Below are 26590 nucleotides of genomic sequence, written 5' to 3'. Positions count from 1 at the left end.
ATAAGAACATTTCTTCCATCAAATAGACCTTTTTTTGTCTTAAAATCACTCATACCTTTGCCTCGCTCAATTCAATAGGATTTAAGGTATGAGATTAATGAAAAAAGGCACATTGACGCTCTTTCTTTTATTGGCTATCAGTATTCCGCTTAGTGCGCAGTATGTGGTACAAGGGGTAGTGACTGATTCTCTGACCAAAGAACCTTTGCCTTATGCATCTGTACGCTTAAAAGATACGACTGAAGGAACTACTACCGGAAGCGACGGGCGTTTTTACTTCAAGACTCATCGCTCGGAAGCAGTGCTTGTAATCTCTGTAATCGGTTATGATGACTATATCCGTACCATTCGTCCTGCCCGTAATGCATTCTATAAAGTAGCACTTGCGCCTACCGAATACGCGCTTGGCGAAGTAGTGGTCAAACCCAAACGTGAGCACTATCGGAAGAAAGATAATCCTGCCGTAGAATTTGTCCGCCGTATGATTGAAAGCCGTGACAACTACTCTCCCTATGAGAAAGACTTCTGGCAACGCGAACGTTATGAAAAGACCACCTTTGCGTTGAATAACTTCGATGAAGAGAAACAGAAAAAATGGCTATATCGTAAATTTGATTTCCTGACCGAATACGTAGATACTTCTGCCGTTACCGGTAAACCGATTCTGACGGTATCAGCCCGTGAACTGCTTGCCACAGACTATTACCGGAAATCTCCCCATTCTGAGAAGCAATGGGTGAAAGGACGCAAACAGGCCAGTGTTGATGAATTTCTCTCTAAACAAGGGATGCAGGCAGCCATCAATGAAGTCTTTAAAGACGTCGATATCTACGAAAACAACATTTCCCTGTTTACAAATAAGTTTGTCAGTCCCTTGTCCCGTATCGGTACAGGCTTTTATAAATATTACCTGATGGACACGTTGCAGATTGCCGGAGAGCCTTGTGCAGACCTCGCTTTCACACCTTTCAATTCCGAATCTTTCGGTTTCAACGGACACCTGTATGTGACGCTCGACTCTACTTACTTTGTTAAACGTGCCGTATTCAACTTTCCCCAAAAGATAAACCTGAACTTTGTGGACTATATGTTGCTCGAGCAGGAATTTAAGCGTGCCGAAGACGGAACGCGCCTGCTCGATCATGAAAGCATCACTGTTGAGTTTAAACTGACCGAAGGGCAGGACGGTATTTTTGCCCGCCGGGTAGCGGATTACAGCAACTACACCTTTACGCCGACTGCCGAATCCGACAAAGCCTTCACCAAACCCGAACGTATTATTGAAGAGACGGAAGCCCTGTCGCGTCCCGAAACATTCTGGGCTGAGAATCGCCCGGAAGCCGCCATCTCCCGGCAGGAGAACTCGGTAGACCGCCTGATGACACAATTACGCAGTTATCCGGTATACTACTGGACAGAGAAAGTGCTTTCCATTCTCTTTACGGGATATATTCCTACCTCCAAAGAAGCGCCGCTTTTTTATATCGGTCCGATGAATGCCACTATCAGCGGTAACGCATTGGAAGGCCCCCGTATCCGTGCCGGAGGTATGACTACCGCCTGGCTCAATCCGCACCTGTTTGGCAAAGGTTATGTGGCTTACGGTTTTAAAGATGAAAGAGTGAAAGGATTGGCGGAACTGGAATATTCTTTCAAAAAGAAAAAAGAATACGCCAACGAATTTCCTATCCATTCACTGAAATTGCGTTACGAATCAGATGTGAACCAGTACGGACAAAATTACCTGTATACAAGTAAAGACAACGTGTTTCTGGCTTTGAAACGCGAGAAAGACGACCGTATCGGCTATTTCCGGCAGGCGGAGATGACCTATACCAATGAGTTCTATTCCGGTTTTTCTTTCCAGTTGACAGCACGCACACGGAAAGATGACTCCTCCTACTTGATTCCTTTTTTAAAGAAAGAAGGAGATGCCTACACTCCGGTAAAAGATTTCTCTATCAGTGCCGCAGAGTTGAAACTGCGTTATGCTCCGAACGAGAAATTCTTCCAGACCCAATGGAACCGTTTTCCCGTATCGTTGGATGCGCCGGTGTTTACCCTGTCGCATACCATTTCCGGAAAAGGAGTGTTGGGTAGCGATTACACTTACAATCATACCGAAGCCGGTGTCCAGAAACGTTTCTGGTTTTCCGCGTTCGGCTATACGGACGTTATATTGAAAGCTGGTAAAGTGTGGGATAAAGTTCCTTTTCCGTTGCTTATCATGCCTAACGCCAACCTTTCTTATACCATCCAACCGGAATCCTACTCGTTGATGAATGCGATGGAGTTTATGAACGATGAGTATTTCTCGTGGGATGTTACTTATTTCCTCAACGGCTGGCTGTTCAACCGAGTGCCGTTGTTGAAAAAACTAAAATGGAGGGAAATAGTTTCCTGCCGTGGATTATATGGACATTTGAGCGATAAAAACAATCCGGCTTTGAGTGACGGTTTGTTTGCTTTTCCGATAGAAAACACGCAAACAATGGGGAAAACGCCTTACGTGGAGGCGGGTGTCGGTATCGAAAACATTTTCAAGGTATTGCGTTTAGACTATATCTGGAGGCTCACTTATCGTGATTCGCCCGGGATTGACAGATCAGGCTTGAGGATAAGTCTCCACATGACCTTTTAAAAGTTAAATCCTGCTAATTGCAATGTTTATATGACAAACAAAGACCGTATTAGTAATTAATTAATCTTATTTTTGCATCAATTTTAGTTTAATTTTAATAGAATAGAAATGAAACAAGAAATTAAACCCGCTACCGGGCGTCTTGGCGTACTGGTAGTTGGAGTGGGTGGCGCGGTAGCTACCACAATGATTGTAGGTACACTAGCCTCTCGCAAGGGACTGGCAAAACCGATAGGATCTATTACACAGTTAGCCACAATGCGTATGGAGAACAACGAAGAAAAACTCATCAAGGACGTTGTGCCCTTGACGAATTTGGAAGACATTGTTTTCGGAGGATGGGATATTTTCCCGGACAACGCATACGAGGCAGCTATGTATGCCGAGGTTTTGAAAGAAAAGGACCTGAATGGAGTGAAAGAAGAGTTGGAAGCTATCAAACCGATGCCGGCTGCTTTCGATCACAACTGGGCAAAACGTCTGAACGGTACACACGTAAAGAAGGCCGCTACCCGCTGGGAAATGGTGGAACAACTTCGTCAGGATATCCGCGACTTCAAGGCTGCTAACAACTGCGAACGCGTAGTGGTGCTTTGGGCTGCAAGTACTGAAATTTACATTCCGCTGTCTGACGAACACATGTCACTCGCTGCTTTAGAGAAAGCAATGAAGGAAAACAACACAGACGTGATTTCTCCGAGTATGTGTTATGCGTATGCTGCCATTGCAGAAGGTGCTCCGTTCGTAATGGGTGCTCCTAACTTGTGTGTAGATACTCCTGCTATGTGGGAATTCTCTAAACAAAAGAATGTACCTATCTCCGGTAAAGACTTCAAGAGTGGTCAGACACTGATGAAAACCGTATTGGCTCCGATGTTCAAAACCCGTATGCTGGGTGTGAACGGTTGGTTCTCTACCAATATCCTCGGTAACCGTGACGGTGAAGTGCTCGATGATCCGGACAACTTCAAGACAAAAGAAGTCAGCAAGCTGTCTGTAATCGACACTATCTTCGAACCGGAAAAATATCCGGATCTCTACGGAGATGTTTATCATAAAGTACGTATCAACTACTATCCTCCCCGCAAAGACAACAAAGAAGCATGGGACAACATCGACATCTTCGGATGGATGGGCTACCCGATGGAAATCAAGGTGAACTTCCTTTGCCGCGACTCTATCCTTGCAGCTCCTATCGCTCTTGACCTTGTGTTGTTCAGCGACTTGGCAATGCGTGCAGGCATGTGTGGCATCCAGACTTGGTTGTCATTCTTCTGCAAGAGCCCGATGCACGATTTCGAACATCAGCCCGAACACGACTTGTTTACACAATGGAGAATGGTAAAACAGACATTGCGTAACATGATTGGTGAAAAAGAACCTGATTACTTAGCTTAATCAGTAACCCCAAATACTAAGTTGAGATTGAGATTTACCATCCTATAAAGCCTGGTGGATGCTCAACCTCAACTTTTACTTTTTTATTGTACAAATCCCCCATTTGTTTTGGGGACTCGTGACACAACCGACTCGTAGTTTGTAATTAGTAATTAGTAATAAATGAAGCGTCCTCCCTTTCTACCTGTTTTTATAGGCACGGGCTTTGGCTCCGGTTTTTCTCCTTTTGCTCCCGGCACGGCTGGGGCGTTGCTTGCTTCTATCATTTGGATTGCACTTTATTTTCTCCTTCCTTTCTCTTTGGTATTATGGCTGACTGCCGCTTTGGTGATTGTATTTACATTCGCCGGCATTTGGGCTGCCGATAAGTTGGAGACTTATTGGGGAGAAGATCCTTCGCGTGTGGTAGTAGATGAGATGGTGGGAGTGTGGATACCGTTGTTGGCTGTTCCCAATGATGACAAATGGTTTTGGTACGTGATTGCGGCTTTTGCCCTGTTCCGTATCTTTGATATAGCCAAGCCGTTGGGCATACGCCGCATGGAAAGCCTGAAAGGTGGAGTAGGGGTAATGATGGACGATGTTTTGGCGGGAGTGTATAGTTTTATTTTGCTAGTGGGAACGAGATGGGTGATTGGCTGAAAAAAGTTGCACGGATGATTTCCCAGAAAGGTGGCATCTTCATGTTCTTGAGGGCGCAGCTTTCTGCTCAAATGGCAACTATTGCAGACTTTCTCGTTACGATTCTTCTGGTCAGGCTGTTTGATGTCTACTATGTATATGCCACCTTGGCGGGAGCTATCTATGGAGGAATCGTAAATTGCGTTATCAACTATAAATGGACTTTTAAATCGAAAGGAAAGAAAACGCACGTTGCCGTAAAATTTATCCTTGTATGGGTTTGCAGCGTTTGGCTCAATACGTGGGGAACGTATGCGCTGACGGAATCATTAGCGAAGATTCCCTGGGTACGCGACACACTTAGCCTGTATTTCGGAGATTTTTTCATTATCCCTAAAGTGGTAGTGGCAATCATCGTTGCACTGTTTTGGAATTATAATATGCAGCGCTTTTTTGTTTACCGGAATATAGATATCAGAAGTTTATTCGGAAAAAGAAACTGAAAAAACGGATTGAAAAGACTGATGGAAAAACGAAAGAATTAGATATATACAGATTGAAAATACAGAAGATTTAGATATAAACAGATTTAAACAGATGAATTACAGAGATTATTTACAACAGCTGATTTATAAGATTATCAATCCCCTGATACGCGGAATGATTAAAATAGGGATCACTCCTAACTTTATCACCACTACCGGATTTATCCTGAATGTAGTAGCGGCAGGTATGTTTGTGTATGCCGGCATTTATGGCGGACAAAACGATTTGGCCATTATCGGCTGGGCAGGAGGTGTGATTCTGTTTGCCGGATTGTTCGATATGATGGACGGACGTGTGGCTCGCCTGGGCAATATGGGTTCCAAGTTCGGTGCGCTTTACGATTCGGTACTCGACCGTTACAGTGAATTGATGACTTTCTTCGGCATCTGTTACTATTTGTCAATGAAAGATTATTTCCTTTATGCACTCATTGCTTTCGTGGCACTCATCGGCTCGCTGATGGTAAGCTACGTACGTGCCCGTGCCGAAGGCTTGGGGATCGAATGTAAAGTAGGATTCATGCAACGTCCGGAGCGTGTGGTGCTGACCAGTCTCGGAGCTTTGTTCTGTGGCGTTTTCAAAGATATCACAGCTTTCGAACCAATCCTGATTATGATTGTCCCTCTGGCTTTTGTTGCTCTGTTTGCCAATATTACGGCTTTTGCACGTGTCAGACATTGCTATAAAGCGATGAAAGAATAAATTAATCGTCTAATCAAAACGTTATAATGATAAAGAACATTCAAATGCCGTCGAAGAGAGAAGCCCTGACTGTGGCAGTCATTATGGCTCTTTTCCTTTTATTGACAGGTATCTTCATCGGGCTTCGTTCTGAGCATCTGTTAATGGCGGTACTCTATTTAGCCCTATTCTTTGCCGGATTGCCTACTCGTAAGCTGGCAGTAGCCCTGCTGCCTTTCGCCATTTTTGGAATTTCGTATGACTGGATGCGTATTTGCCCTAATTACGAGGTGAACCCGATTGACGTGGCCGGACTGTATCATCTCGAAAAGTCCCTTTTCGGAGTACTGGATAATGGTCTTCTGGTTACTCCTTGCGAATATTTCGCTGCGCACAACTGGCCGATAGCGGACGTCTTTGCCGGAATCTTCTACCTTTGTTGGGTTCCCGTTCCTATCCTGTTCGGTCTTTGTCTGTATTTCAAGAAGGAAAGAAAAACCTACCTTCGTTTTGCGTTGGTATTCTTGTTCGTCAATCTGATTGGTTTTGCCGGTTATTATATTCATCCGGCAGCTCCGCCCTGGTATGCCATCAACTATGGCTTCGAACCGATATTGAACACACCGGGCAATGTTGCAGGATTGGGGCGTTTTGACGCATTCTTCGGAGTGACCATCTTCGATTCCATCTACGGGCGTAATGCCAATGTATTTGCGGCAGTGCCTTCACTGCACGCGGCCTATATGGTAGTTGCATTGGTGTATGCCATTATTGGTAAATGCAGATGGTATGTGATTACCCTTTTCTCCATTATTATGGTCGGCATTTGGGGGACAGCTATTTATTCATGCCACCATTATATCATTGATGTATTACTTGGTATCTCTTGCGCATTAATCGGCTGGCTGGTATTCGAATATGTATTGATGAGAATCCCGGCGTTCAAAAGATTCTTCGAAAGATATTATGCGTATATAAAGTAAGCATATACTCATATAAAAGTAGATATATACCTATATAAGAATAGATATAAGTCGTATAAAATAGTGAAGAACAAGTACCGGAATATATTCCTCGCCTTTGGTATTATCGCCGTCCTGATAATGATATTCACTTTCGATATGGATTATCAGGAGCTTTGGGCGAATCTGAAGCGTGCAGGGGTATATTTGCCTTTGATTTTGTTGCTGTGGCTATTTGTCTACCTTATCAATACAGTATCGTGGTATATAATCATCCGCAGTAGTGGTAAAACCGGTTTTTCATTTGCCCGGCTCTACAAATTCACGGTAACAGGTTTTGCGCTTAATTACGTGACTCCCGTCGGACTGATGGGTGGCGAGCCATACCGCATCATGGAACTGAAGCCCTATATAGGAATAGAACGCGCCACTTCTTCCGTGATTCTTTATGTGATGATGCATATCTTTTCCCACTTTTGTTTTTGGTTAAGTTCAGTGTTACTTTACGTTTGTCTGTATCCGGTGGGGTGGGTGATGGGAGTAATTCTGGGGGCCATTACTGTCTTTTGTCTGCTGATTGCTACTCTTTTTATAAAAGGCTACCGGCATGGGATGGCTGTGGCTTTTGTCCGTATGGGTAGTCGCGTCCCTTTTCTGAAAAAGAAAGTCCTCCGCTTTGCAAGCGTGCATAAAGAGAAGTTGGAAAATATAGACAAACAAATCGCTCTTCTTCACCAACAAAAGAAACAAACCTTTTATGGTGCTCTCTTATTGGAATATACCGCCCGCGTAGTCAGCTGTCTTGAAATATGGCTGATACTGAACATACTAACCACCAATGTCAGCTTTGCCGACTGCTGCCTGATTGCAGCTTTCTCTTCTTTGCTTGCCAATCTTCTGTTCTTCCTACCCATGCAATTGGGAGGTCGTGAAGGAGGTTTTGCCCTCGCCGTAGGCGGTCTTTCCCTTTCCGGAGCTTATGGAGTCTATGCCGCTTTGATTACCCGGGTACGCGAGATGGTCTGGATTGTAATCGGTCTTGCGCTTATGAAAGTAGGAAATTTTAAACAATCAAAAGAAAAATATAATGAATAATTTTATCTTTTACAGCCCTACCGAATTTGTGTTCGGTCGGGATACGGAAGCGCAGACCGGAGCATTAGTGCAGAAATACGGTGCACGTAAAGTCATGATTGTTTATGGTGGCGGTTCTGTAATACGTAGCGGCTTGTTGGCTCGTGTAGAGAAAGCATTGCAGGAAGTGGGCATTCCCTATTGCCGGCTGGGCGGTGTACAGCCTAATCCGGTAGATACGAAAGTGTACGAAGGAATCGACCTTTGCCGGAAAGAAAATGTAGATATGATGCTTGCCGTGGGCGGTGGTTCCGTAATCGATACAGCGAAAGCCATTGCAGCCGGAGTTCCTTATGCCGGAGATTTTTGGGACTTCTACATCGGAAAAGCCATTGTTGCGGAAGCACTGAAAGTGGCTGTTGTATTGACAATCCCTGCAGCCGGAAGCGAAGGTTCCGGTAACACTGTAATCACTAAAGTCGACGGATTACAGAAATTAAGTCTCCGTGCTCCCGGTGTATTACGGCCCGTTTTCGCCGTGATGAACCCTGAACTGACCTACACACTTCCTCCTTTCCAAACCGCTTGCGGCGTTGCCGATATGATGGCGCACATCATGGAACGCTATTTCACCAATACAAAAGAAGTAGAAATAGGCGACCGCCTGTGCGAAGGCACCCTGCTTGCCATCATCAAAGAGGCAACCACCGTCATGAAAGACCCCGAAAACTATGGAGCCCGTGCCAATCTGATGTGGTGCGGAACGATTGCCCATAACGGAACCTGTGGCGTAGGCTGTGAAGAAGACTGGGCTTCTCACTTCCTTGAACATGAAATCAGCGCAATTTACAATGTAACTCATGGTGCGGGACTTTCCGTCATCTTCCCTGCCTGGATGACATGGATGACAGAACATAATGTAGATAAGATAGCCCAATATGCAATCCGCGTATGGGGAGTGGCAGATTCAGCTGATAAAAAGACGGTGGCCCTTGAAGGTATTTCCCGCCTGAAGGCCTTCTTTACTTCCATCGGTCTGCCTGTCACTTTCAAGGAACTCGGCATTGAAAATCCGGATATCGACCGTCTTGCAGATAGCCTGCACCGGAATAAAGGAGAGTTGGTTGGCAACTATGTCAGATTAACGAAAAAGGATAGTAAAGAAATTTACCGTCTGGCATTATAAGGAAACAGATGTTATGACTATATATTATCCATTATGCAAAAGCTAAAATCGTATGTTGCAAAAAACGTGCCCCATTTCAGCGAAGGCAGTAGCGTTATTACGCTATTTCTATGAAGAATTACCTGATATTTATGTGATTGCTGCTGGTTCGTTATTAGAAAATCCGATAGGTGTACGTGTCTCATTTCCAGTGGGGGAGGGTGCGATATATGGCATTGCGTCCTTGTTCCTTTCGTGAGTTTCTGGGTGCGTAATAAGAGTGGTTCTAATGCAGAAAGGGATGCCTCCCCACATTTCCCACTGGCATCCCTTTTATCTTTACTTTTGGAGCGTCTTTTTTTGTTGTACTAGAATCAATTGCTAGTCGCCCATTTCCCTATAGGTAAAGGAGACGTCCCCAAGATACAGAAAGCCCGAGCTTGCGAAAGTCCGGGCTTTTCGTAATTTTGTGCAGTCACCATCCCCTTATTTTATCGTCCCTAAGTTTCCGGGGAAATGTGCAGAATGAATTATTGAAAAGAATCTTTTAACCTGCCATGACAAAGAGTTCTATTAAAAATATATATCTTTGCAAGAAAGGCATTGATTAATAAAAGAAGAGAATATGAGCCATAAAATTTATCCGATCGGTATTCAGAATTTCGAGAAAATTCGTAATGACGGTTATTTCTATATTGATAAGACAGCATTGATGTATCAAATGGTAAAGACGGGAAGTTATTACTTCTTGAGCCGTCCGCGCCGTTTTGGAAAGAGTCTGCTCGTCTCTACCTTAGAGGCCTACTTTCAGGGAAAGAAAGAACTGTTTGAAGGGCTGGCTGTAGAAAAGTTGGAGAAGGACTGGATCAAATATCCTATATTGCATCTGGACCTTAATATCGAGAAATATGATACGCTTGAAAGTCTGGATAATATACTTGATAAATCGTTGACAGCATGGGAAAAACTATATGGTGCCGAGCCGTCCGAACGTTCGCTTTCTTTGCGTTTTGCTGGTATTATAGAGCGCGCCTGTAAGTTGGCAGGGCAACGTGTGGTTATTCTTGTCGATGAATATGATAAACCCATGTTGCAAGCCATCGGTAATGAGGAATTGCAGAAGCAATTTCGGAATACATTAAAGCCTTTTTATGGAGCGCTTAAAACAATGGACGGTTGCATCAAGTTTGCGTTTCTGACCGGAGTGACGAAGTTTGGTAAAGTCAGTGTGTTTAGTGACTTGAACAACTTGGATGATATTTCAATGCGGAAAGATTATGTTGAGATCTGTGGTGTCAGCGATCAGGAACTTCATGATACATTAGATGCCGAGCTTCATGAATTTGCTGATATTCGGGGGGTGACGTATGATAAACTCTGTGCGGAATTGAAAGAATGTTATGACGGCTATCACTTTACGCACAACTCAATCGGCATGTACAATCCGTTCAGTTTGCTCAATGCTTTTAAGTATAGAGAATTTGGCAGCTATTGGTTTGAAACGGGTACGCCTACCTATCTGGTGAAATTGCTGCAAAAACATCATTATGACCTGGAACGGATGGCACATGAAGAAACCGATGCCCAAGTCTTGAATAGTATAGACTCCGAATCGACTAACCCTATTCCGGTGATTTATCAGAGTGGTTACCTCACCATTAAAGGATATGATGAACGTTTCGGTATATATCGTTTAGGCTTCCCCAATCGTGAAGTGGAAGAAGGATTTATCCGTTTCCTGCTTCCTTATTATGCGAATGTAAATAAAGTAGAGTCTCCGTTTGAGATTCAGAAGTTTGTTCGTGAAGTGGAGTCTGGCGATTACAACTCTTTCTTCCGCCGTTTGCAAAGTTTCTTTGCAGATACCACCTACGAAGTGATTCGCGACCAGGAATTGCATTACGAGAACGTGCTTTTCATCGTTTTTAAACTGGTCGGCTTCTATGCCAAAGTGGAATATCATACGAGTGAAGGACGCATCGATCTTGTCTTGCAGACAGACAAATTCATCTATATCATGGAATTTAAGCTGAACGGCACGGCAGAAGAAGCATTGCGGCAGATTAACGATAAGCATTACGCTCTTCCTTTCGAGATGGATGAACGGAAGCTCTTTAAGATAGGAGTGAACTTCAGTGCGGAGACCCGCAATATTGAAAAATGGATAGTTGAAGAAAAATAGACAGAAAAGGCGGCTCGTTTTGAACGGGCCGCCTTTTCTGTCTATTTGATTTCGATTTCTTCCTTCATATCGATTTCCTCTCCATGTGTATCATAGAACACATATTGCAGGAATGCGAGTTTCTGACTTGGAATAATCTTGATACCGAATCCGTATTTCATCTGCCACTTCCGTTTCAGGGAAACGAGCCCCTGGTTGATGTAAGCGGCCACATACGGATGGACGTGTAACGAGAATTTCTTAACCTTCAGTTTATTGACCAGGTAATCAATTTTACTCTCCAAAGTGTCCGTAAAGAGAATGGACGACTTGATAGTGCCTTTGCCGAAGCAAGTAGGGCAGGTTTCGGTCGTGTTGACGTCCATTGCCGGACGTACACGTTGGCGTGTAATCTGCATCAGCCCGAATTTGCTGAGCGGCAGAATATTATGCCGTGCCCTGTCTTTCTGCATATTGGCACACATTCGTTCATAAAGCTTCTGACGGTTTTCGGCTTCATTCATGTCGATGAAGTCCACGACAATGATACCACCCATATCTCTTAATCTCAGTTGGCGGGCCAGCTCGTCGGCGGCTCCCAGATTTACTTCGAGTGCGTTACCTTCCTGCCCGTTGGCATTCTTGGTGCGGTTACCGCTGTTCACGTCTACTACGTGAAGCGCCTCAGTGTGCTCAATAATCAGATAGGCACCACTCTTGTAAGAGATAGTTTTACCAAACGATGATTTAATCTGCTTGGTGATACCGAAATTGTCGTAAATGGGAAGTTGACCTTTGTACAGTTTCACGATATTAGCCCGGTCGGGCGCAATCAGTGATACATAGTCTTTAATTTCATTGTACACAGCCTCATCGTTGACGTGGATATTCTCAAAAGAAGGGTTGAAGAGGTCGCGCAACAAACCTACGGCGCGGCTGGTCTCTTCATAAATCAACGTCGGAAACTTGGTGGCTTTCTGCACTTTTACCATCGCATCTTCCCAATGCTTAACCAGGACTCTAAGCTCTCCGTCGAGTTCGGCTACGCGTTTGCCCTCAGCTACTGTGCGGACGATGACACCGAAGTTTTTCGGCTTGATGCTCATCAGCAATTGTTTCAGGCGGGCGCGTTCTTCGCTCGATTTAATTTTTTGTGAAACAGAAACCTTGTCATTAAAAGGGATCAGTACGAGATAGCGTCCGGCAAACGAAATTTCCGACGTCAGTCGCGGTCCCTTAGTGGAGATCGGTTCCTTAACGATTTGCACCACTACTTCTTGTCCTACCTTGAGGGTGTTGGATACGGTTCCATCCTTGTCAAGATCGGGAAGCAGGGTTGCTTTGCTGATGGAGGTCAGCTTCTTTTTGTCGCTTAAAGTCTGCTTTACAAACTTTTCGAGTGAGTTAAATTGAGGACCCAAGTCCAAATAATGAAGGAAAGCATCTTTCTCGTAACCGACGTCTACAAAGCATGCATTCAGTCCGGGCATCAATTTCTTGATACGTCCCAAATACATATTGCCCACAGAGAAAGAAATATTTCTTCCTTCGCTCTGAAGTTCCACCAGACTCTTATCTTCGAGAAGGGCGATGGATACCTCTTTGGGCTGTACGTCAACTACTAGTTCACTTGTCACTGTTTTGTTTCCTTATTATTGATTGAATCTCATTTATATGAACAACATTTTTTACAAATTGTTCATTTTGGGTTAGCTACTTAAACAAAGAACAAACTTGAAAGACATTAGCTTCGCAAGTTTGTTCTTTATTTCTGTGTGATCCAGACTTAAAAATTATTTTTTGCTTTTATGTCTGTTCTTTCTTAGTCTTTTTTTACGCTTGTGCGTAGACATTTTATGTCTTTTTTTCTTTTTTCCGCTTGGCATAGCTTCACATTTTATGGGTTAATACTCTTGTTTATTATTTCTTTACTGAAATTGTAAATGTCTTAGCCGGTTTGAAAGCCGGAATATTGTGCTCCGGAATAATGATCGTAGTATTTTTAGAAATGTTACGAGCAGTCTTTTGCGCTCTTTTCTTTACTACGAAACTACCAAATCCACGCAAGTATACGTTCTCATCGTTAGACAATGAATCCTTTACTGCATCCATAAATGCCTCGACTGTTGTAAGAACTGTCTGCTTATCAATCCCAGTTTTCTTTGTAATCTCGTTTACAATATCTGCTTTAGTCATTTTTCCTTAAAAAAAATATTATTACTATGTTATTGCTAATTTTTTGGACTGCAAATATATAGCTTTTTAAGCTCCTAAAAAAATATATTCTGCACATTTTTCTAAAAAAATAGTGGCATAGAGTTTTCTTAGAACCAAAAGAGTTACTTTTGTGTGCCTTTTGGCTAGGATAGGCAAGATAAATGTTAGATAATACACTAGGAACGAGGATATGAACGAGTTTACTAAAACAATTGTAGAGTGGTATAAAGAGAACAAACGTGAACTGCCCTGGAGGGAATCTGCCGATCCGTATCTGATCTGGATTTCGGAGATTATTCTTCAACAGACGCGGGTGGCGCAGGGGTATGATTATTTTCTTCGTTTTATCAAACGTTTTCCCGATGTGCGGACTTTGGCGGCTGCGGAGGAAGATGAAGTGATGAAATACTGGCAGGGATTGGGATATTATTCACGTGCCCGCAATCTTCATGCCGCCGCCAAAAGCATGAATGGGGTTTTCCCGAAAACGTATCCGGAGGTGCTGGCTCTGAAAGGAGTGGGGGAGTATACGGCGGCAGCGATCTGTTCGTTTGCTTATGGCATGCCTTATGCAGTGGTGGACGGTAATGTGTACCGGGTGCTTTCGCGTTATTTTGGCATCGATACTCCGATTGATTCGACGGAAGGAAAAAAAATCTTTGCAGCATTGGCGGATGAGATGCTGGATAAGAAGCATCCGGCTGTTTATAATCAGGGAATAATGGATTTCGGAGCGGTTCAGTGCACTCCGCAGTCGCCTGATTGTTTGTTCTGTCCGTTGGCGGGCAGTTGCTCGGCACTTTCGAAAGGCTGGGTAACAAAACTTCCGGTGAAGCAACATAAAACAAAGACAACGAACCGTTACCTTAATTATATTTATGTACGTGCGGGCGCGTATACCTTTATAAATAAACGGACGGGCAATGATATTTGGAAAAATCTGTTCGAACTGCCATTGATCGAAACTCCGGTGCCTCTTTCGGAAGAAGATTTTTTGACTTTACCGGAATTCCGTGCACTCTTTGCACCGGGGGAAGTACCGGTGGTACGTACGGTTTGCAGAGAAGTAAAGCATGTGTTGTCTCACCGGGTTATTTATGCTAATCTATATGAAGTAACATTATCTGAAAATTTGACTTCTTTCAGTAGCTTCCAAAAAATAAAAGTCGAAGAACTGGAACAATACGCTGTGTCAAAATTGGTGCAAACCCTGTTACAAGCAATGGATAAGCATTGAGTATTAGGTTTTAAGTATTAACCATGCAGTTCATGACGCAGCCTAATACTTGTAAACTTAATACTTGATTTTATACTTAATACTTAAAATTCTTGCATCCTATTGTTATTCTGTTTAATTTTGGCGACAGATTTGATTTAAGAATCATAAACGTGATACAGGTATGTCAGTAAATAAAGTGATATTGTTAGGATACGTAGGACAAGATCCGCGGGTGAAATATTTCGATGCAGGTTCGGCTGTGGCAACATTTTCGTTGGCTACGACGGAACGTGGATATACTTTGGCTAATGGAACCCAGATTCCCGACAGAACAGAATGGCACAATATCGTTGCATCCAACCGTTGGGCGGAAATTGTGGATAAGTATGTACGCAAAGGAGAAAGGTTGTATCTGGAAGGAAAGATAAGAACCCGTTCTTACAGTGACCAGTCTGGTGCTATGCGTTATATCACCGAAATTTATGTGGACTATATGGAAATGCTGTCTTCGAAAGGAGCCAATCCGGGTGCGGGAGCTTCTGCTTCCGGACAACCGGCTATGGGGCAACAGCAGCAACCGGTTGCCGGTCAGCCGCAACAGGCGCAGCAGGCACAGCCTATACAAGATAATCCGGCAGATGATTTGCCGTTCTAGGATAATGTGATAGTGTGCCAATCGGTTTTCGCGAGCTTCTTGGCACATTATCTTTTGTTTAATTAAAATATAGACTCTTTGGACTCAGATGGTTATTTAAGCCAATTGGCTGACATTTTCAACGGTATTACCGTAAACACTCCTTCTATCTCTGCTATTATTGCCATAGTACTGGCAGGTATACTCCTGCTTGCTTCCGGCTTTGCTTCGGCTTCCGAAATAGCATTTTTCTCACTTACTCCTTCCGACCGGAATGATATTGATGAACATAATCATCCTTCCGATGAAAAAATAAGTGCCCTGTTAGGGGATTCAGAACGCCTCCTGGCAACGATATTGATTACAAACAACTTTGTGAATGTGACCATTATCATGCTCTGCAACTTCTTCTTTATGAATGTATTTGTTTTTCATTCTCCGTTGGCAGAGTTCCTGATACTGACCGTCATCCTGACTTTTCTGTTATTATTGTTCGGTGAAATCATGCCGAAAATCTATTCGGCACAGAAGACATTGGCTTTTTGCCGTTTCTCGGCACCGGGGATTTACTTCCTGGAAAAGCTGTTTCGTCCGATAGCTACTGTGCTTGTACATTCAACTATTTTTTTAAATAAGCATTTTGTAAAGAAGAGCCACAATATTTCTGTCGATGAACTGTCGCACGCATTGGAGCTGACAGATAAAGCGGAGCTTTCTGAAGAGAATAATATCTTGGAGGGTATTATCCGTTTCGGCGGTGAAACTGTGAAGGAGGTGATGACATCACGTCTGGATATGGTTGATCTGGATATCCGTACCTCTTTCAAGGAGGTGATGCAATGTATCATTGAAAATGCTTATTCGCGTATTCCTATCTATTCCGGTTCGCGGGATAATATCAAGGGGGTATTGTATATTAAAGACCTGTTGCCTCATGTCAGCAAGGGGGATAATTTCCGTTGGCAGTCATTGATCCGTCCGGCTTATTTTGTGCCGGAAACAAAGATGATTGATGATCTGTTGCGCGATTTCCAGGCGAACAAGATTCATATTGCCATTGTTGTGGATGAGTTTGGAGGAACTTCCGGACTGGTGACAATGGAGGATATTATCGAAGAGATTGTGGGGGAGATTCACGATGAATATGATGATGAAGAACGTACATACGTTGTCTTGAATGACCATACCTGGATATTTGAAGCGAAGACGCAGTTGACGGATTTCTATAAGATTGCGAAAGTAGACGAAGACGAGTTTGAAAAGGTGGTAGGAGATGCGGATACATTGGCGGGTATGTTGCTCGAAATTAAAGGAGAATTCCCGGCATTGCATGAGAAAGTGACTTATCACCATTATGAGTTTGAAGTGCTCGAAATGGACAGTCGTCGTATCTTGAAAGTGAAATTTACAATTCTGCCGAAGGATATGGAAGGCTCGGAAGAGAAAGAATAATCTTGGAATAATAGTTTTGAGAGCATAATCAAGCAAATGTAAGATGGCGTTATTTCTGCAATATAAGACGGATGATATACAGTGGGCTGTCTGGAAGATGGAGGAGTCTTTGGAGGTTCTGTTGGCTCTCTTGCCGGATGCGCGCAGAGTTTTCTGTGAACAGGAATTGAATCGCTTTGTCTCCGAACGCCGTAAGATGGAATGGGTGTCCGTTCGTGTTTTGTTGTATTCTATGTTGCAGGAGGATAAGGAAATCGGTTATTCTCCCGAAGGAAAACCTTATCTGACGGACCATTCTTTTTTTATCAGTATTTCTCATACGAAAGGTTATGTGGCGGTAATGCTTGCTTCTTTGACTCCGGCGGGCATTGATATTGAGCAATATGCTCAACGGGTTCATAAGGTAGCCGATCGGTATATCCGTTCTGATGAGCAAGCGGAACCTTATCAGGGAGACGTGACCTGGGGACTGTTATTGCATTGGTCGGCAAAGGAAGCCGTTTTTAAACGGATGGAAAACGCGGACGCTGATCTTCGTAAACTCCGATTGACGCATTTTATTCCTCAAGAGGAGGGAACATTTCAGGTTCAGGAGTTGGCGACGGAGCGGCAGGTACTTTACTCTGTCGGTTATCGTATCTGTCCGGATTTTGTATTGACGTGGACATTGAGTTGAATGTCACTTCACTTTAGGACGTCCTCATTATTTTATGAACCCACGGTTTTCGGACGACCTCTATTACTGTTGGTTTACTTCTCTTTTTTGTTAAGTCGGTAGCTCAATGCTCCTGACGGACATTTACTGATTTGTGCAATTAATTCTTCCGTTGTCGCATTTTCTATTTGCACCCAGGGTCTTTCTTTAGGATGATAAACATTGGGTAACATCTTTACACATATTCCGGCGTGCTGGCATAATTCCGGCTGCCATACAATGGTTAGTTCACCATTGGTGTATTCTATTTTCTTTCCCATATCCGTATTTATTTAATATGAATACCACGCATTACAATTCGCTTCCATTCCGGATATTTGTGAATATATCCGGCTACAAACGGGCAAAGCGGTACCAGGCGTAAACCTTGTCGTTCAATGTCTGTCAGTACTTTTTCTGCAAGTTGTGAGCCTACTCCCTTGCCGCCTAATGAGGCGGGTACTTCCGTATGTACAAGGTATATTTCTCCATTGTTTGATTTGATATAGTCTATTTCGGCTATTTTACCATCGATCTGAAATTCATACCGATGTTTATCTTCGTTGTCTATTAATTTATAATCTTCTGCCATAATTTAGCGTATTAAGTTCGATTATAACATAAACACGTTTGGAACACTTTTGTTTTATGCGAACAATTATTCTTGTTAATGGAGAAAGTATTGCCTGTTCATACCGACTGTTCCGATTCCTTTCTGTTTTTAATGAGATAATTTATTTAGTGCAATAATAATTTTATTTAGCTCACTGGTTGATCGGAACAATCACTTCCTCAACTGATGTTTATTATTACTTTTCTAAGTTTATAATCTTTCTAATTGAACTGTGAAATGTCTCATTAAAGGTGCTTCCCAAGCGATGCGCACTCCATGGGTTATGCTTTCTCTGCGTTCATATACGTTTTTGAGAGCGGCAGCTATTACGTTCATATGATTGTCTGTATATACTCTGCGGGGAATGGCGAGGCGGAGTAAATCAAGACCGTTAAAACGATTTTCATGGGTCACCGGATCGCGGTCGGCAAGGATATAACCGATCTCGCATCCACGGATGCCGGCTTCCAGATAAAGTTCTATGGTCAGCGTCTGTGCCGGGAATTCTTCTTTGGGAACGTGTGACAGTACTTTAGGCGCATCAATGAAGATGGCGTGGCCTCCGGCCGGTCGTTGGTAAGGAATTCCGTATTCATCCAGTTTCTTTGCCAGGTATTCCACTTGTTTGATACGTGTTTCGAGATTGTCGAATTCGGTGTTTTCATCCAGGCCGATGGCAAGGGCGTTCATATCTCGTCCGTTCATTCCTCCATAGGTGAGATAGCCTTCGTATTGTACGCAGAAACCTTTTGCGCCTTCGTACCAGTCTGCACGTCGTGTGGCAATAAATCCACCCATATTGACGATTCCATCTTTCTTGGCACTCATTGTCATACCATCGGCTAGAGAGAACATTTCCCGTGTGATTTCTTTGATGGTTTTGTCTTGATAACCTTCTTCGCGCATCTTGATGAAATAGGCGTTTTCGGCAAAGCGTGCAGAGTCGAAAAGTACAGGTTTGCCGTATTTGTCAGCGATGGCACGTACTTCATGCAGGTTTTGCATGGACACAGGTTGTCCTCCGGCTGTATTGTTGGTGATGGTTACGATGATAAAAGGAATTCGTTCTGCATATTCTGTCAGGGCTTTCTGCAATTTATCAGGGTCTACATTTCCTTTGAACGGGATTTCCAGTTGAGTTTGTTTGGCAGCGTCGATGGTACAGTCTAATGCGATGGCATGACGTCCTTCGATGTGCCCTTTGGTGGTATCAAAGTGTGAGTTGCCAGGTACAATGTCTCCTTCATGCACGAGATAAGAGAAAAGCACGTTTTCTGCGGCACGTCCTTGATGGGTAGGTATGATATATTCGAATCCTGTCAGTTTCGTAATCATCTCTTTCAACTTAAAGAAGGAGGTTGCTCCGGCGTAGCTTTCATCGCCTAGCATCATTCCCGCCCATTGACGGTCGCTCATCGCTCCGGTTCCGGAATCGGTGATGAGATCGATATAAACTTGTTCTGACTTGAGTTGAAAGACATTATAATGTGCTTCTTTAATCCATTGCTCGCGTTCTTCACGTGTGCTTTTCCGGATGGGTTCTACCATCTTTATTTTCCATGATTCAGCAAAAGGTAATTCCATTGTCGTAGATTTAATAGTTTTGAACGACGAATGTAGCTAAAATTTGTGTGATTAGCAAATATATAGTGTCTTTTTGTTAGTGAAAGTTATTGGAATTACTTCTCTATGGGCTGGTAATATACCAAAATGTAGTGGGTAGATAGAAAGAGAGCCGGATTTCTTAAAAAAATATCCGGCTCTTTAAAATTATGCGGTCGATTGATGTCAATCCCGATCAAGCAAACAGTTGGTTATTTAGTCTTCGATAGTAATACCGTCAAGACAGAAATAGGTTGGGGTCATTGCACCCCACTGGTTTTCTTTGGTAGTCTTGATATTGAATTTCAATCCCTCAGTTTCGCCTAATGAAGTTAGGTCTACCCATTTCCATGTAGTTACAAATTGGGTTCCTTCACCTAAAGTGCACTCTACACTTTGAGTTTTATCCATATTATAGATGATGATTTTGAAAGAATCTGTATTTCCAAATTTATCTTTTCCTTCGAATATAGAACTACCTTCCTTCATACTATTGTAAGCATAGACACAGTTTGTTAAATATAGTCCTTTTACTCTATAGGATTCCAATTTGTTCGAGTTGTCGTGGTCTCTGAAACGGATTGCGGCTTCTTTATCAGAATTTTCTCCAATTTTATATCCGGCAGCTCCCACGATAACGTATGTATTATTGATTACTCCTTTTTTAGTGATAGCGCGATAATCATAAGTTGCGAAGTCTGGGCAATCTTTTTCTGTACAATTTGTAAATGCAAAACTATCTGAATAGAAACCGTATGTTGAAGATACACAGTCAAATTCAAAGATTCCACTAGCGTCTGTTAATAGATTATATTTGTAGTTAGTTGTCCCCCAGTCGCTACTAACAGACCATGAATCATCCGGATTTTCTTGATCGCCCATATCAAGTGTATGAGTTTCGTAATTGGGCAGGCTAAGCACGTATGTTTTTGTATCGTCATCATCGCTACAGCCACAAAATACAAATACTGATAACAGTAATAATAAAGATAATTTCTTCATGTTCTTTTCTGATTTTAGTTATTAATTAATTATTGATTATTTCTTGAAATGTAAGTTCTCGATCGTTGTGACTTCGGTTGATATTTCACCCATTTGTCCTGCATCCTGATTGACTGCGGTCATAATCTTCACGAAGTCGATTTGATCCAAGTCTGCCGGACTGCCATTGCTATCCACAGCCCAATCTATCTTGAAATTACTTCCTTCCTTGCTGTTAGGATGGTTGTCTGCATATCCCCACGGATAGCAATATCCTACCCATAATCCATTCTCCAAAACGGCATTATCTTTTAGACGTGTTCCCTGAAATGTGATTTCATCACTTTCTATCCAAAGTGGATAATATGATTCCTGGTTATGGAAGCTGTTACGGAAGATATATCCTTCGTTGCCTTGATTGTCTTTCCAAAAAACTTTTAGGTTGGCAGGATTCGGACGGTGATAGGTTATTTCATATCCGCGTGTTTCTGTGTCTTTCCCGTATTCGCTTCCTTTCAATTCATACCACTCATCATCAGGCTTTCCATTACCATTTACATCTTTGGATACAAATACGATCCCCGGTTCGGCACTTCCGCCCAATGCTCCTGTTCCGGTTTTGGAGTTATAGTAAGCATTGCCTTTTATCTTGAAGTCATATTCTCCTGTTACATTCGGAATGGATTGTGGGAACCCTAAAACAATGTAACCGCCGAATCCTCCCAATGTAAGGAGTGATTTTTGCTGGATTCTGCGGGTTGCTTCTTCTAGTATATCATCATAAGTAAAGCCCTCCTTATATGCTGAAGTGGTAGTGTTGATAAACTGTCCGGGAGCTGGGCGATATTCCCATACTTTATTGGCGAAAGCCAGAGGGTTTTCTTTCTCATCATCGTTGTCATCAATATCGCTTTGTGAGGCTTTGTCACTGAATGCGATTGTATTCGGGTTAAGTCCGATGTTGTTCAGACGGAACAGGAGTTGTCCTTGTTGGTTGAAACAAAGTAGGTCACCGTAAGTGGTGTAATCACGGGCTTCGGTGATATATACATTGTTGCTGTAAGGGTTGATGTTGATACCGTAAGGTGTCTTTATTACAGTTCCATCGGTTATGAAATTCTCACGGATTGTTTCTTCTGTTTTCAGATTGAACATCTTGATAGAAGAAGTCTGTGTGGTATAGTTGTAATTGTATAGGTAGGCTATGTCTCCGTCGATGGCGAAGTTTTGCACTTTCTCGTTAGATTGAGTAACCTTGTTTGTCCGGCAATCTATCTTGACGAAGTTATAATCGCCGGCTTCTACATCTTCGCCACGGGTGGCTACATAAACGGTTTCGTCCGGACCTGCTGCTATTTTACCGGGATTCGGGCCTACTGTTAGTTTGCTACTTTCTTTAAATGTGGCAATATCGACAACAGATACCGTGTTGTCTACACCCAGTCCTGATGAATAGTCCAACCCGCCGGAATTGGAAATATATAACTTTTCGTTTTGTACACAAATACCGTCGGGGTTGCGTCCCACTGATGTGATAGCTTCTATGGATAGGGAGGTGGTGTCTATACGTGCAACGGTTCCATCGTATGAACATACGTATGCCTTTTCTTTGTGAAAAGCGATGTAGCGTGGCTGCCGGGAACTTCCGTTTTCTGCCAACATCTGAATCTGTTTCAATGAGCTTCCCGTACGAAAGTCTATCACTTCTATCGTACTGGAGATATTGACTATCACATATATCTTGCTTCCATAAATAGCCATATCGTTGGCTGTATCTCCTAATCCCCGGCGGTTGACTGCTTTGAAATAGTCACGAACCATTTGCTGGTTGCCGAAAGAAAAACGTGCCAGCGAGCTATTGTTCTGATTGAACAGTCCTTCGCATAATACATATAATTCGGCGGTACCCGTTTCTGTCGGATCGCCTATAATGCCTGATGTGAAGGGCTTGTCCTCCATATCATCACATGCCACAAATAAGATTATGAATGACAGCCAGCACGAGAATATATATATTAGTTTCCTTTTCACGTCAATATCTTACCTTTATAATAGTTAATATCTTATTTTTATTGTAGCCCTTACGGATCGTCCGGGCATTGGGAAGTATTTCACAATCTCGTAATTCTTGTCCATCAGGTTCAATACTTCCACGCTGAGAGAGGTCGTGATTTTTCTGATCTGAAAATCACGGCTTGCAGAAATGCTGTGGTCGCTATAGCTATCCAATCTGTTTTCGGCAATGTTTTGTCCTAATGCATAGCGTTTTCCGGAAAAAAGGAATGAATAAGACAGATTGATCCACGGTGTTTCGACGCCTGCCTGTCCCGAAGCGGAGACGCGGGGAGTGTAAGCTATTTGATGTTTGTATGTCGATTCATACGTGCTTGGATCGGGTGGGGTAACGTCTAATGCTCGTTGGTATGTGTAGTTACCCGAGAGGTTGATGCGGATTTTTTCCCAGGGTTGGAGGGAGAGACTTCCTGTAGCATCAATGCCTTTGATGTCAACTTCACCCAGGTTTTTCATGCTCCATACGGCAAGGTTCTTGGTAGGATAAGCGATGATTTTATCTGTAACCTTATTATAATAAGCATCGACGGTTGCTGACAAATAGGGTAGGAATGGGCATACATTCTTGCTGTATGTCAGTCCGATGTTGTATTGTTTGGCTTTTTCCGGTTTTAGTTGGGTATTGCCTACTTCTTCGTAATATAAGTCGTTGAAACTTGCCAGGCGGAAAATATCTTTATAGAAGAAGCGTACACGGAATTCTTCATGATGAAAAGGTTTGAATGCGGCACTTACGTAAGGGGTTAGTTTACGGTGATTGCCGGCACTGCCGCCTTTCTTTACATCTTCATTGATAACGGTTGCCAATGCGGATGCGGAGATTGTTAACCAGTCATTCACGTATTTGCCGGCGAATGCCGTTAGCCATGAATAGCGCGTGGGATGTACAAAGTTGTTTAGATCGGCGTTCATGGTGTTGATGCTTCCGTCGGTGGAAAGAGAGAATGAGAGGTTGCTCAACAGTCTGTATAGTACAGAAGCGGAAAGGTAATATTCCTGCTGATAATAGCTGTTTTCCGTTTTCTTTAAAGAGTTCTTGGTATCGGGGTCCAGATAACGTTGATAGCTCCAATTCCACTTGGCAGAGGTTTGGAACACCCATTGCTGACTGAATTCTTTCTTGTATTGACTTTGTATGAAAGTGTTTTTATCCCACAAGTGTTGTGTGGAATGGTCGTTATAGAAGGTTGTAGCTTTGGGTAGTCCCCGGGAGGACTGGAAGTAGTAGGCTTTCAACCGCCATTGTTCTTTATCGGAGAAGTTGCCGTAGAGTCCGGCTTCAGCACGGAACGTCTGTACGTCTGTATTTTTCCGTTTCTCACGTGAGGACAGATCTCCTTCTGCACTTCCATAGCGCAGGGTATATGGATAATGTCCGTCAGAGGACATCCATTCGCCACTGACTGACATGCTCCATGTTTTATTGAATTGTTGTTCCAGCAGGAGGGAGGGATTGACTAATCCCCAAGAACCTGTTTTGAAAGCTCCTGCTACGTTGGTCTTTTTGTCCTTCGTGAATAGTGGGGTAAGTGTCTGGATATTCAGTATGCCTGCTGCTGCAAAGAAGCGGGCAGGTTGGAAGATATTATCGCTTTGTCCGTTGTTTAGAGAAAGTCTGTCAACATTATCGAGCGAGAAGCGACCTATATCAATTTGGCCTGTTTGGCAATCGGTCAGGGTAATTCCGTCATAGCCGACAGCGGTATGTTGGGCTCCCAGGCTTCGTATGGATACTGTTTTCAGTCCGCCGATGCCTCCGTAATCTTTTACAGTCACTCCGGCAAAGTGTTTCACCGCGTCGGAGACTTGCAGGGCGTGCAGGTTTTTCAGGGCGTCTTTGGAGAATACTTGCAGGGGAGCGGTTGAGCGTATTTCGCGGGTTTGATAGAGGTCTGATACTGTTATTTCGGGAATAGAATATGTATGTGTCGTATCTACCTTTTGCTGTTGTGCAAAAAGTGGTATGGATAAGAATTGGCAGCTGAATACTGCAAAGATCACTTTATTAAATGTTCTTTTTTTCATTTATTCCTTTTTCAGTCTGTTGTTGTTTATAAGTGTCCGGGCGAAATCCCTTCGACCGGACACGCATAAATAAACTTGGCAGAGTTTATTCGTTTTAACACACTTTCTCTGAATCAGAGTGATGAATGAAATGATAGACGACTTGTCCGGTTCATTAGACTCAACGCTTTTTCCTCGAAAGCAGTGAAACTTATTTGCATGGTAGGTCTTCTGACTTATTCCTGTTACAAACGCCTTCCCGGATTGGTCTCCAGTGGCAATGAGTGAATTGCTTGTAACTTGTATGGAACTTACAGCAGCGGGACTGTTCAGGACTTGCACCTGATTCCCTTTTAATTGCTTCCCCCGCATGGGAGTCGCAAACCAATGCGCGACAAAGATAGGGAGTTTATTTGTTTTTTCCAAAGGGATGTTCTTTTTCTTTCGTCTTGATACGAAAGAGAAAGAACCAAAAAGAAAGGATCAAGGCTGCGTTTTTTCAGCTACTCCGGTGCTTCCTCCGGCTAAAGGGCAGAAACTCGCTACGCTCAAACAGTCTGCCCTTTTTGACGCCGAAGAAAACACCTGCGCTTGACGCTGAAAAAACGAGGCCGGGGAGGCGTGTGGGGTGGGTGTGAGGTGGGGGGAGGTAGGTTGGTTGTTGGTGGGGGAGATTCTTTGGGGAAATGGTGACGCTATCCGGCGTAAATAGTGACGGTATATGGCAAGGATACCGTTAGTATCTTGAGCATATACCGTCACTATCTTTTCTATGTTAATCAAGCGGCCTATGTTGGCTTATATGCTGTATGTCAACAGGGATTTCTTGTGTATGTTTATTTATTGCTTTTCATTAGCAGGTATTCTTCAACAGCTTGTGCGGTGGCGTCTTTTAAGAGCACAGTTTTTTCCTTGTTGAGAAGGTAGAGGGTGGGGATTGCTTTCAAGTCGTATAGTTGTTGTTCTTTGATGGCGAGTTTCTTGTCGTATCCGTTGATCCATTCTTTGGGGAATTCATTCAGGTGTTTTCGCCATTCGTCCAGTTCTTCGTCAGGATAGACGGAGAGGACTGTTAGTTTCTTTTGTTCCAGAAGTTGGTTGATGATAGGGGCGTTTTTCAGAGCGTCTATCGTTTCTGTGCAGGCATGGCAACCTGGGTTGTTGATGAATAGCAGGATGTAATCCGTTTGTTGTTGGTAGAGGGAACCTTGCGCGCCGGAGGCCAGCGTGTAGTTGAAGTTCAGGGCTTTGGTGCCGATGCGGTTTTTCTGGGCCAATTCCCGGCGGGCTTTGGGACGTACTTTTTCTATTTCCTCTAGCAGGGGGGAAGTTAACATAGCATCTAATACGGGGATGTAGAATTCTTCGTTACGCATGGGGGAGTTGGGGTCGTAGAGATATTTATCAGCCAGATCGGTGATGTAGGTGAATACCTTTTTGTCTGCGTTCGTTCGCTCGATTGTTTTCCGCATGGCTTCTTGTGCGGTTTCCAAAGGTACATGATTCAGTATGTCGCAATAGTCTGCCCAGGCTTGCTCGGTTATTTCGGGGTGGTGGATGTAATTGGTGTCGGCGAAGTTGACATGATCCCAATAGTGTTTCACTAGAAAATCTGCTCGTTGTTCGGGAGCTGTCATCATTGTGGGGATGGCAGGCAGGATGAAGGTTGTAATAGTATCCCGGGGAGCTTCGTTTTCACATTGATTGGAAGCGTTTCCACTTTTACAGGCACAAAGAAGGAGAATACACAAAGTAAATAGGATATTTATATTCGTTTTCATGACTTGCTATTTTTCATTTAACTTATGTATGTGCATTGAAGTATACATGTATTGAAGACAAAGATAGCTTT

22 protein-coding genes, 1 pseudogene and 1 riboswitch are annotated in these 26590 nt (G+C 43.3%); of the genes and pseudogenes, 14 read left to right on the top strand and 9 right to left on the bottom strand.

What is annotated here, in order from left to right:
* The first annotated feature begins 88 nt into the window (after positions 1–88).
* The 10 genes and pseudogenes from GD631_RS19370 to GD631_RS19330 all read left to right on the top strand — a co-directional run bounded on the left by GD631_RS19370 (position 89) and on the right by GD631_RS19330 (position 11270).
* On the top strand, positions 89–2641 hold the full coding sequence (locus tag GD631_RS19370; protein ID WP_143259514.1) for a DUF5686 and carboxypeptidase-like regulatory domain-containing protein: 2553 nt from the start codon (positions 89–91) through the stop codon (positions 2639–2641).
* 108 nt (positions 2642–2749) lie between these two features.
* A complete protein-coding gene (locus tag GD631_RS19365; RefSeq protein ID WP_004314280.1) occupies positions 2750–4039 on the top strand; it encodes an inositol-3-phosphate synthase in 1290 nt (429 codons plus the stop codon).
* A gap of 162 nt (positions 4040–4201) precedes the next feature.
* On the top strand, positions 4202–4681 hold the full coding sequence (locus GD631_RS19360) for a phosphatidylglycerophosphatase A family protein (RefSeq protein ID WP_143259515.1): 480 nt from the start codon (positions 4202–4204) through the stop codon (positions 4679–4681).
* A gap of 14 nt (positions 4682–4695) precedes the next feature.
* A complete protein-coding gene (locus GD631_RS19355; RefSeq protein ID WP_143259516.1) occupies positions 4696–5163 on the top strand; it encodes a GtrA family protein in 468 nt (155 codons plus the stop codon).
* A gap of 94 nt (positions 5164–5257) precedes the next feature.
* Positions 5258–5908, top strand: a complete 651-nt coding sequence (locus GD631_RS19350) for a CDP-alcohol phosphatidyltransferase family protein (protein WP_143259517.1) — start codon at positions 5258–5260, stop codon at positions 5906–5908.
* A gap of 44 nt (positions 5909–5952) precedes the next feature.
* Positions 5953–6870 (top strand): phosphoinositol dihydroceramide synthase, encoded by a 918-nt coding sequence (locus GD631_RS19345; RefSeq protein WP_143259708.1) that lies wholly within the window; start codon positions 5953–5955, stop codon positions 6868–6870.
* Between the two features lie 63 nt (positions 6871–6933).
* The gene (locus GD631_RS19340; RefSeq protein WP_143259518.1) at positions 6934–7944 is read left to right on the top strand and encodes a lysylphosphatidylglycerol synthase transmembrane domain-containing protein; all 1011 of its coding nucleotides are present in this window, start codon (positions 6934–6936) and stop codon (positions 7942–7944) included.
* Positions 7937–9109 (top strand): iron-containing alcohol dehydrogenase, encoded by a 1173-nt coding sequence (locus tag GD631_RS19335; protein ID WP_143259519.1) that lies wholly within the window; start codon positions 7937–7939, stop codon positions 9107–9109. Before GD631_RS19340 ends, GD631_RS19335 begins: the two co-directional genes overlap by 8 nt.
* A gap of 76 nt (positions 9110–9185) precedes the next feature.
* Positions 9186–9360, top strand: a pseudogene (locus GD631_RS22230) (ATP-binding protein); the annotation flags it as partial.
* Between the two features lie 353 nt (positions 9361–9713).
* Positions 9714–11270, top strand: coding sequence for an ATP-binding protein (locus GD631_RS19330; protein ID WP_143259520.1), 1557 nt, complete (start codon positions 9714–9716; stop codon positions 11268–11270).
* A 41-nt stretch (positions 11271–11311) separates the two neighbouring features.
* On the opposite strand, the gene GD631_RS19325 is transcribed toward GD631_RS19330, so the two are convergent.
* A complete protein-coding gene (locus tag GD631_RS19325) occupies positions 11312–12886 on the bottom strand; it encodes an Rne/Rng family ribonuclease (RefSeq protein ID WP_143259521.1) in 1575 nt (524 codons plus the stop codon).
* 283 nt (positions 12887–13169) lie between these two features.
* Positions 13170–13445: an HU family DNA-binding protein gene (locus GD631_RS19320; RefSeq protein WP_004300646.1), complete on the bottom strand. Its 276-nt coding sequence runs from the start codon at positions 13443–13445 to the stop codon at positions 13170–13172.
* A 211-nt stretch (positions 13446–13656) separates the two neighbouring features.
* Here GD631_RS19320 and mutY point away from each other — a divergent pair, with 211 nt between their 5' ends.
* The 4 genes from mutY (at position 13657) to GD631_RS19300 (ending at position 17447) form a co-directional block, all read left to right on the top strand.
* The gene (gene mutY / locus GD631_RS19315) at positions 13657–14703 is read left to right on the top strand and encodes an A/G-specific adenine glycosylase (RefSeq protein WP_143259522.1); all 1047 of its coding nucleotides are present in this window, start codon (positions 13657–13659) and stop codon (positions 14701–14703) included.
* Positions 14704–14866: 163 nt separating this feature from the next.
* Positions 14867–15340: a single-stranded DNA-binding protein gene (gene ssb, locus GD631_RS19310; protein ID WP_143259523.1), complete on the top strand. Its 474-nt coding sequence runs from the start codon at positions 14867–14869 to the stop codon at positions 15338–15340.
* Between the two features lie 78 nt (positions 15341–15418).
* Positions 15419–16771, top strand: a complete 1353-nt coding sequence (locus tag GD631_RS19305; protein WP_143259524.1) for a gliding motility-associated protein GldE — start codon at positions 15419–15421, stop codon at positions 16769–16771.
* Between the two features lie 43 nt (positions 16772–16814).
* Positions 16815–17447 (top strand): 4'-phosphopantetheinyl transferase family protein, encoded by a 633-nt coding sequence (locus tag GD631_RS19300; RefSeq protein ID WP_143259525.1) that lies wholly within the window; start codon positions 16815–16817, stop codon positions 17445–17447.
* A gap of 74 nt (positions 17448–17521) precedes the next feature.
* Here the strand turns inward: GD631_RS19300 and GD631_RS19295 are convergent, their stop codons facing one another.
* The 7 genes from GD631_RS19295 to GD631_RS19265 all read right to left on the bottom strand — a co-directional run bounded on the left by GD631_RS19295 (position 17522) and on the right by GD631_RS19265 (position 26519).
* Positions 17522–17746 carry a (4Fe-4S)-binding protein gene (locus tag GD631_RS19295; protein WP_122135864.1) on the bottom strand — a complete coding sequence of 75 codons (225 nt, stop codon included), beginning with the start codon at positions 17744–17746 and terminating at the stop codon, positions 17522–17524.
* An 8-nt stretch (positions 17747–17754) separates the two neighbouring features.
* Complete coding sequence (locus GD631_RS19290; RefSeq protein WP_143259526.1) at positions 17755–18057, bottom strand: GNAT family N-acetyltransferase; 303 nt, start codon at positions 18055–18057, stop codon at positions 17755–17757.
* Between the two features lie 231 nt (positions 18058–18288).
* Positions 18289–19662 carry a tryptophanase TnaA gene (gene tnaA, locus GD631_RS19285; protein ID WP_143259527.1) on the bottom strand — a complete coding sequence of 458 codons (1374 nt, stop codon included), beginning with the start codon at positions 19660–19662 and terminating at the stop codon, positions 18289–18291.
* 234 nt (positions 19663–19896) lie between these two features.
* On the bottom strand, positions 19897–20682 hold the full coding sequence (locus GD631_RS19280; protein ID WP_143259528.1) for a DUF4465 domain-containing protein: 786 nt from the start codon (positions 20680–20682) through the stop codon (positions 19897–19899).
* A gap of 36 nt (positions 20683–20718) precedes the next feature.
* Positions 20719–22692: a YncE family protein gene (locus GD631_RS19275; protein ID WP_143259529.1), complete on the bottom strand. Its 1974-nt coding sequence runs from the start codon at positions 22690–22692 to the stop codon at positions 20719–20721.
* Between the two features lie 24 nt (positions 22693–22716).
* Positions 22717–24759 (bottom strand): TonB-dependent receptor plug domain-containing protein, encoded by a 2043-nt coding sequence (locus GD631_RS19270; RefSeq protein WP_143259530.1) that lies wholly within the window; start codon positions 24757–24759, stop codon positions 22717–22719.
* Positions 24760–24942: 183 nt separating this feature from the next.
* A riboswitch (cobalamin riboswitch) is annotated at positions 24943–25143 on the bottom strand.
* A 431-nt stretch (positions 25144–25574) separates the two neighbouring features.
* Positions 25575–26519: a DUF5106 domain-containing protein gene (locus tag GD631_RS19265; protein ID WP_143259532.1), complete on the bottom strand. Its 945-nt coding sequence runs from the start codon at positions 26517–26519 to the stop codon at positions 25575–25577.
* Positions 26520–26590: the final 71 nt, after the last annotated feature.

The sequence above is a fragment of the Bacteroides luhongzhouii genome (genome assembly GCF_009193295.2).
Classification (GTDB): domain Bacteria; phylum Bacteroidota; class Bacteroidia; order Bacteroidales; family Bacteroidaceae; genus Bacteroides; species Bacteroides luhongzhouii.
Note: the sequence above shows the minus strand (reverse complement) of the source record. Positions and strands in the feature narration are given on the sequence as shown.

Coding starts and splice junctions, on each gene's coding strand:
- GD631_RS19370 (WP_143259514.1), top strand. CDS start 89: ATGAGATTAATGAAAAAAGGCACATTGACGCTCTTTCTTTTATTGGCT.
- GD631_RS19365 (WP_004314280.1), top strand. CDS start 2,750: ATGAAACAAGAAATTAAACCCGCTACCGGGCGTCTTGGCGTACTGGTA.
- GD631_RS19360 (WP_143259515.1), top strand. CDS start 4,202: ATGAAGCGTCCTCCCTTTCTACCTGTTTTTATAGGCACGGGCTTTGGC.
- GD631_RS19355 (WP_143259516.1), top strand. CDS start 4,696: ATGATTTCCCAGAAAGGTGGCATCTTCATGTTCTTGAGGGCGCAGCTT.
- GD631_RS19350 (WP_143259517.1), top strand. CDS start 5,258: ATGAATTACAGAGATTATTTACAACAGCTGATTTATAAGATTATCAAT.
- GD631_RS19345 (WP_143259708.1), top strand. CDS start 5,953: ATGCCGTCGAAGAGAGAAGCCCTGACTGTGGCAGTCATTATGGCTCTT.
- GD631_RS19335 (WP_143259519.1), top strand. CDS start 7,937: ATGAATAATTTTATCTTTTACAGCCCTACCGAATTTGTGTTCGGTCGG.
- GD631_RS19330 (WP_143259520.1), top strand. CDS start 9,714: ATGAGCCATAAAATTTATCCGATCGGTATTCAGAATTTCGAGAAAATT.
- GD631_RS19320 (WP_004300646.1), bottom strand. CDS start 13,445: ATGACTAAAGCAGATATTGTAAACGAGATTACAAAGAAAACTGGGATT.
- mutY (WP_143259522.1), top strand. CDS start 13,657: ATGAACGAGTTTACTAAAACAATTGTAGAGTGGTATAAAGAGAACAAA.
- ssb (WP_143259523.1), top strand. CDS start 14,867: ATGTCAGTAAATAAAGTGATATTGTTAGGATACGTAGGACAAGATCCG.
- GD631_RS19300 (WP_143259525.1), top strand. CDS start 16,815: ATGGCGTTATTTCTGCAATATAAGACGGATGATATACAGTGGGCTGTC.
- GD631_RS19295 (WP_122135864.1), bottom strand. CDS start 17,746: ATGGGAAAGAAAATAGAATACACCAATGGTGAACTAACCATTGTATGG.
- GD631_RS19290 (WP_143259526.1), bottom strand. CDS start 18,057: ATGGCAGAAGATTATAAATTAATAGACAACGAAGATAAACATCGGTAT.
- tnaA (WP_143259527.1), bottom strand. CDS start 19,662: ATGGAATTACCTTTTGCTGAATCATGGAAAATAAAGATGGTAGAACCC.
- GD631_RS19280 (WP_143259528.1), bottom strand. CDS start 20,682: ATGAAGAAATTATCTTTATTATTACTGTTATCAGTATTTGTATTTTGT.
- GD631_RS19270 (WP_143259530.1), bottom strand. CDS start 24,759: ATGAAAAAAAGAACATTTAATAAAGTGATCTTTGCAGTATTCAGCTGC.
- GD631_RS19265 (WP_143259532.1), bottom strand. CDS start 26,519: ATGAAAACGAATATAAATATCCTATTTACTTTGTGTATTCTCCTTCTT.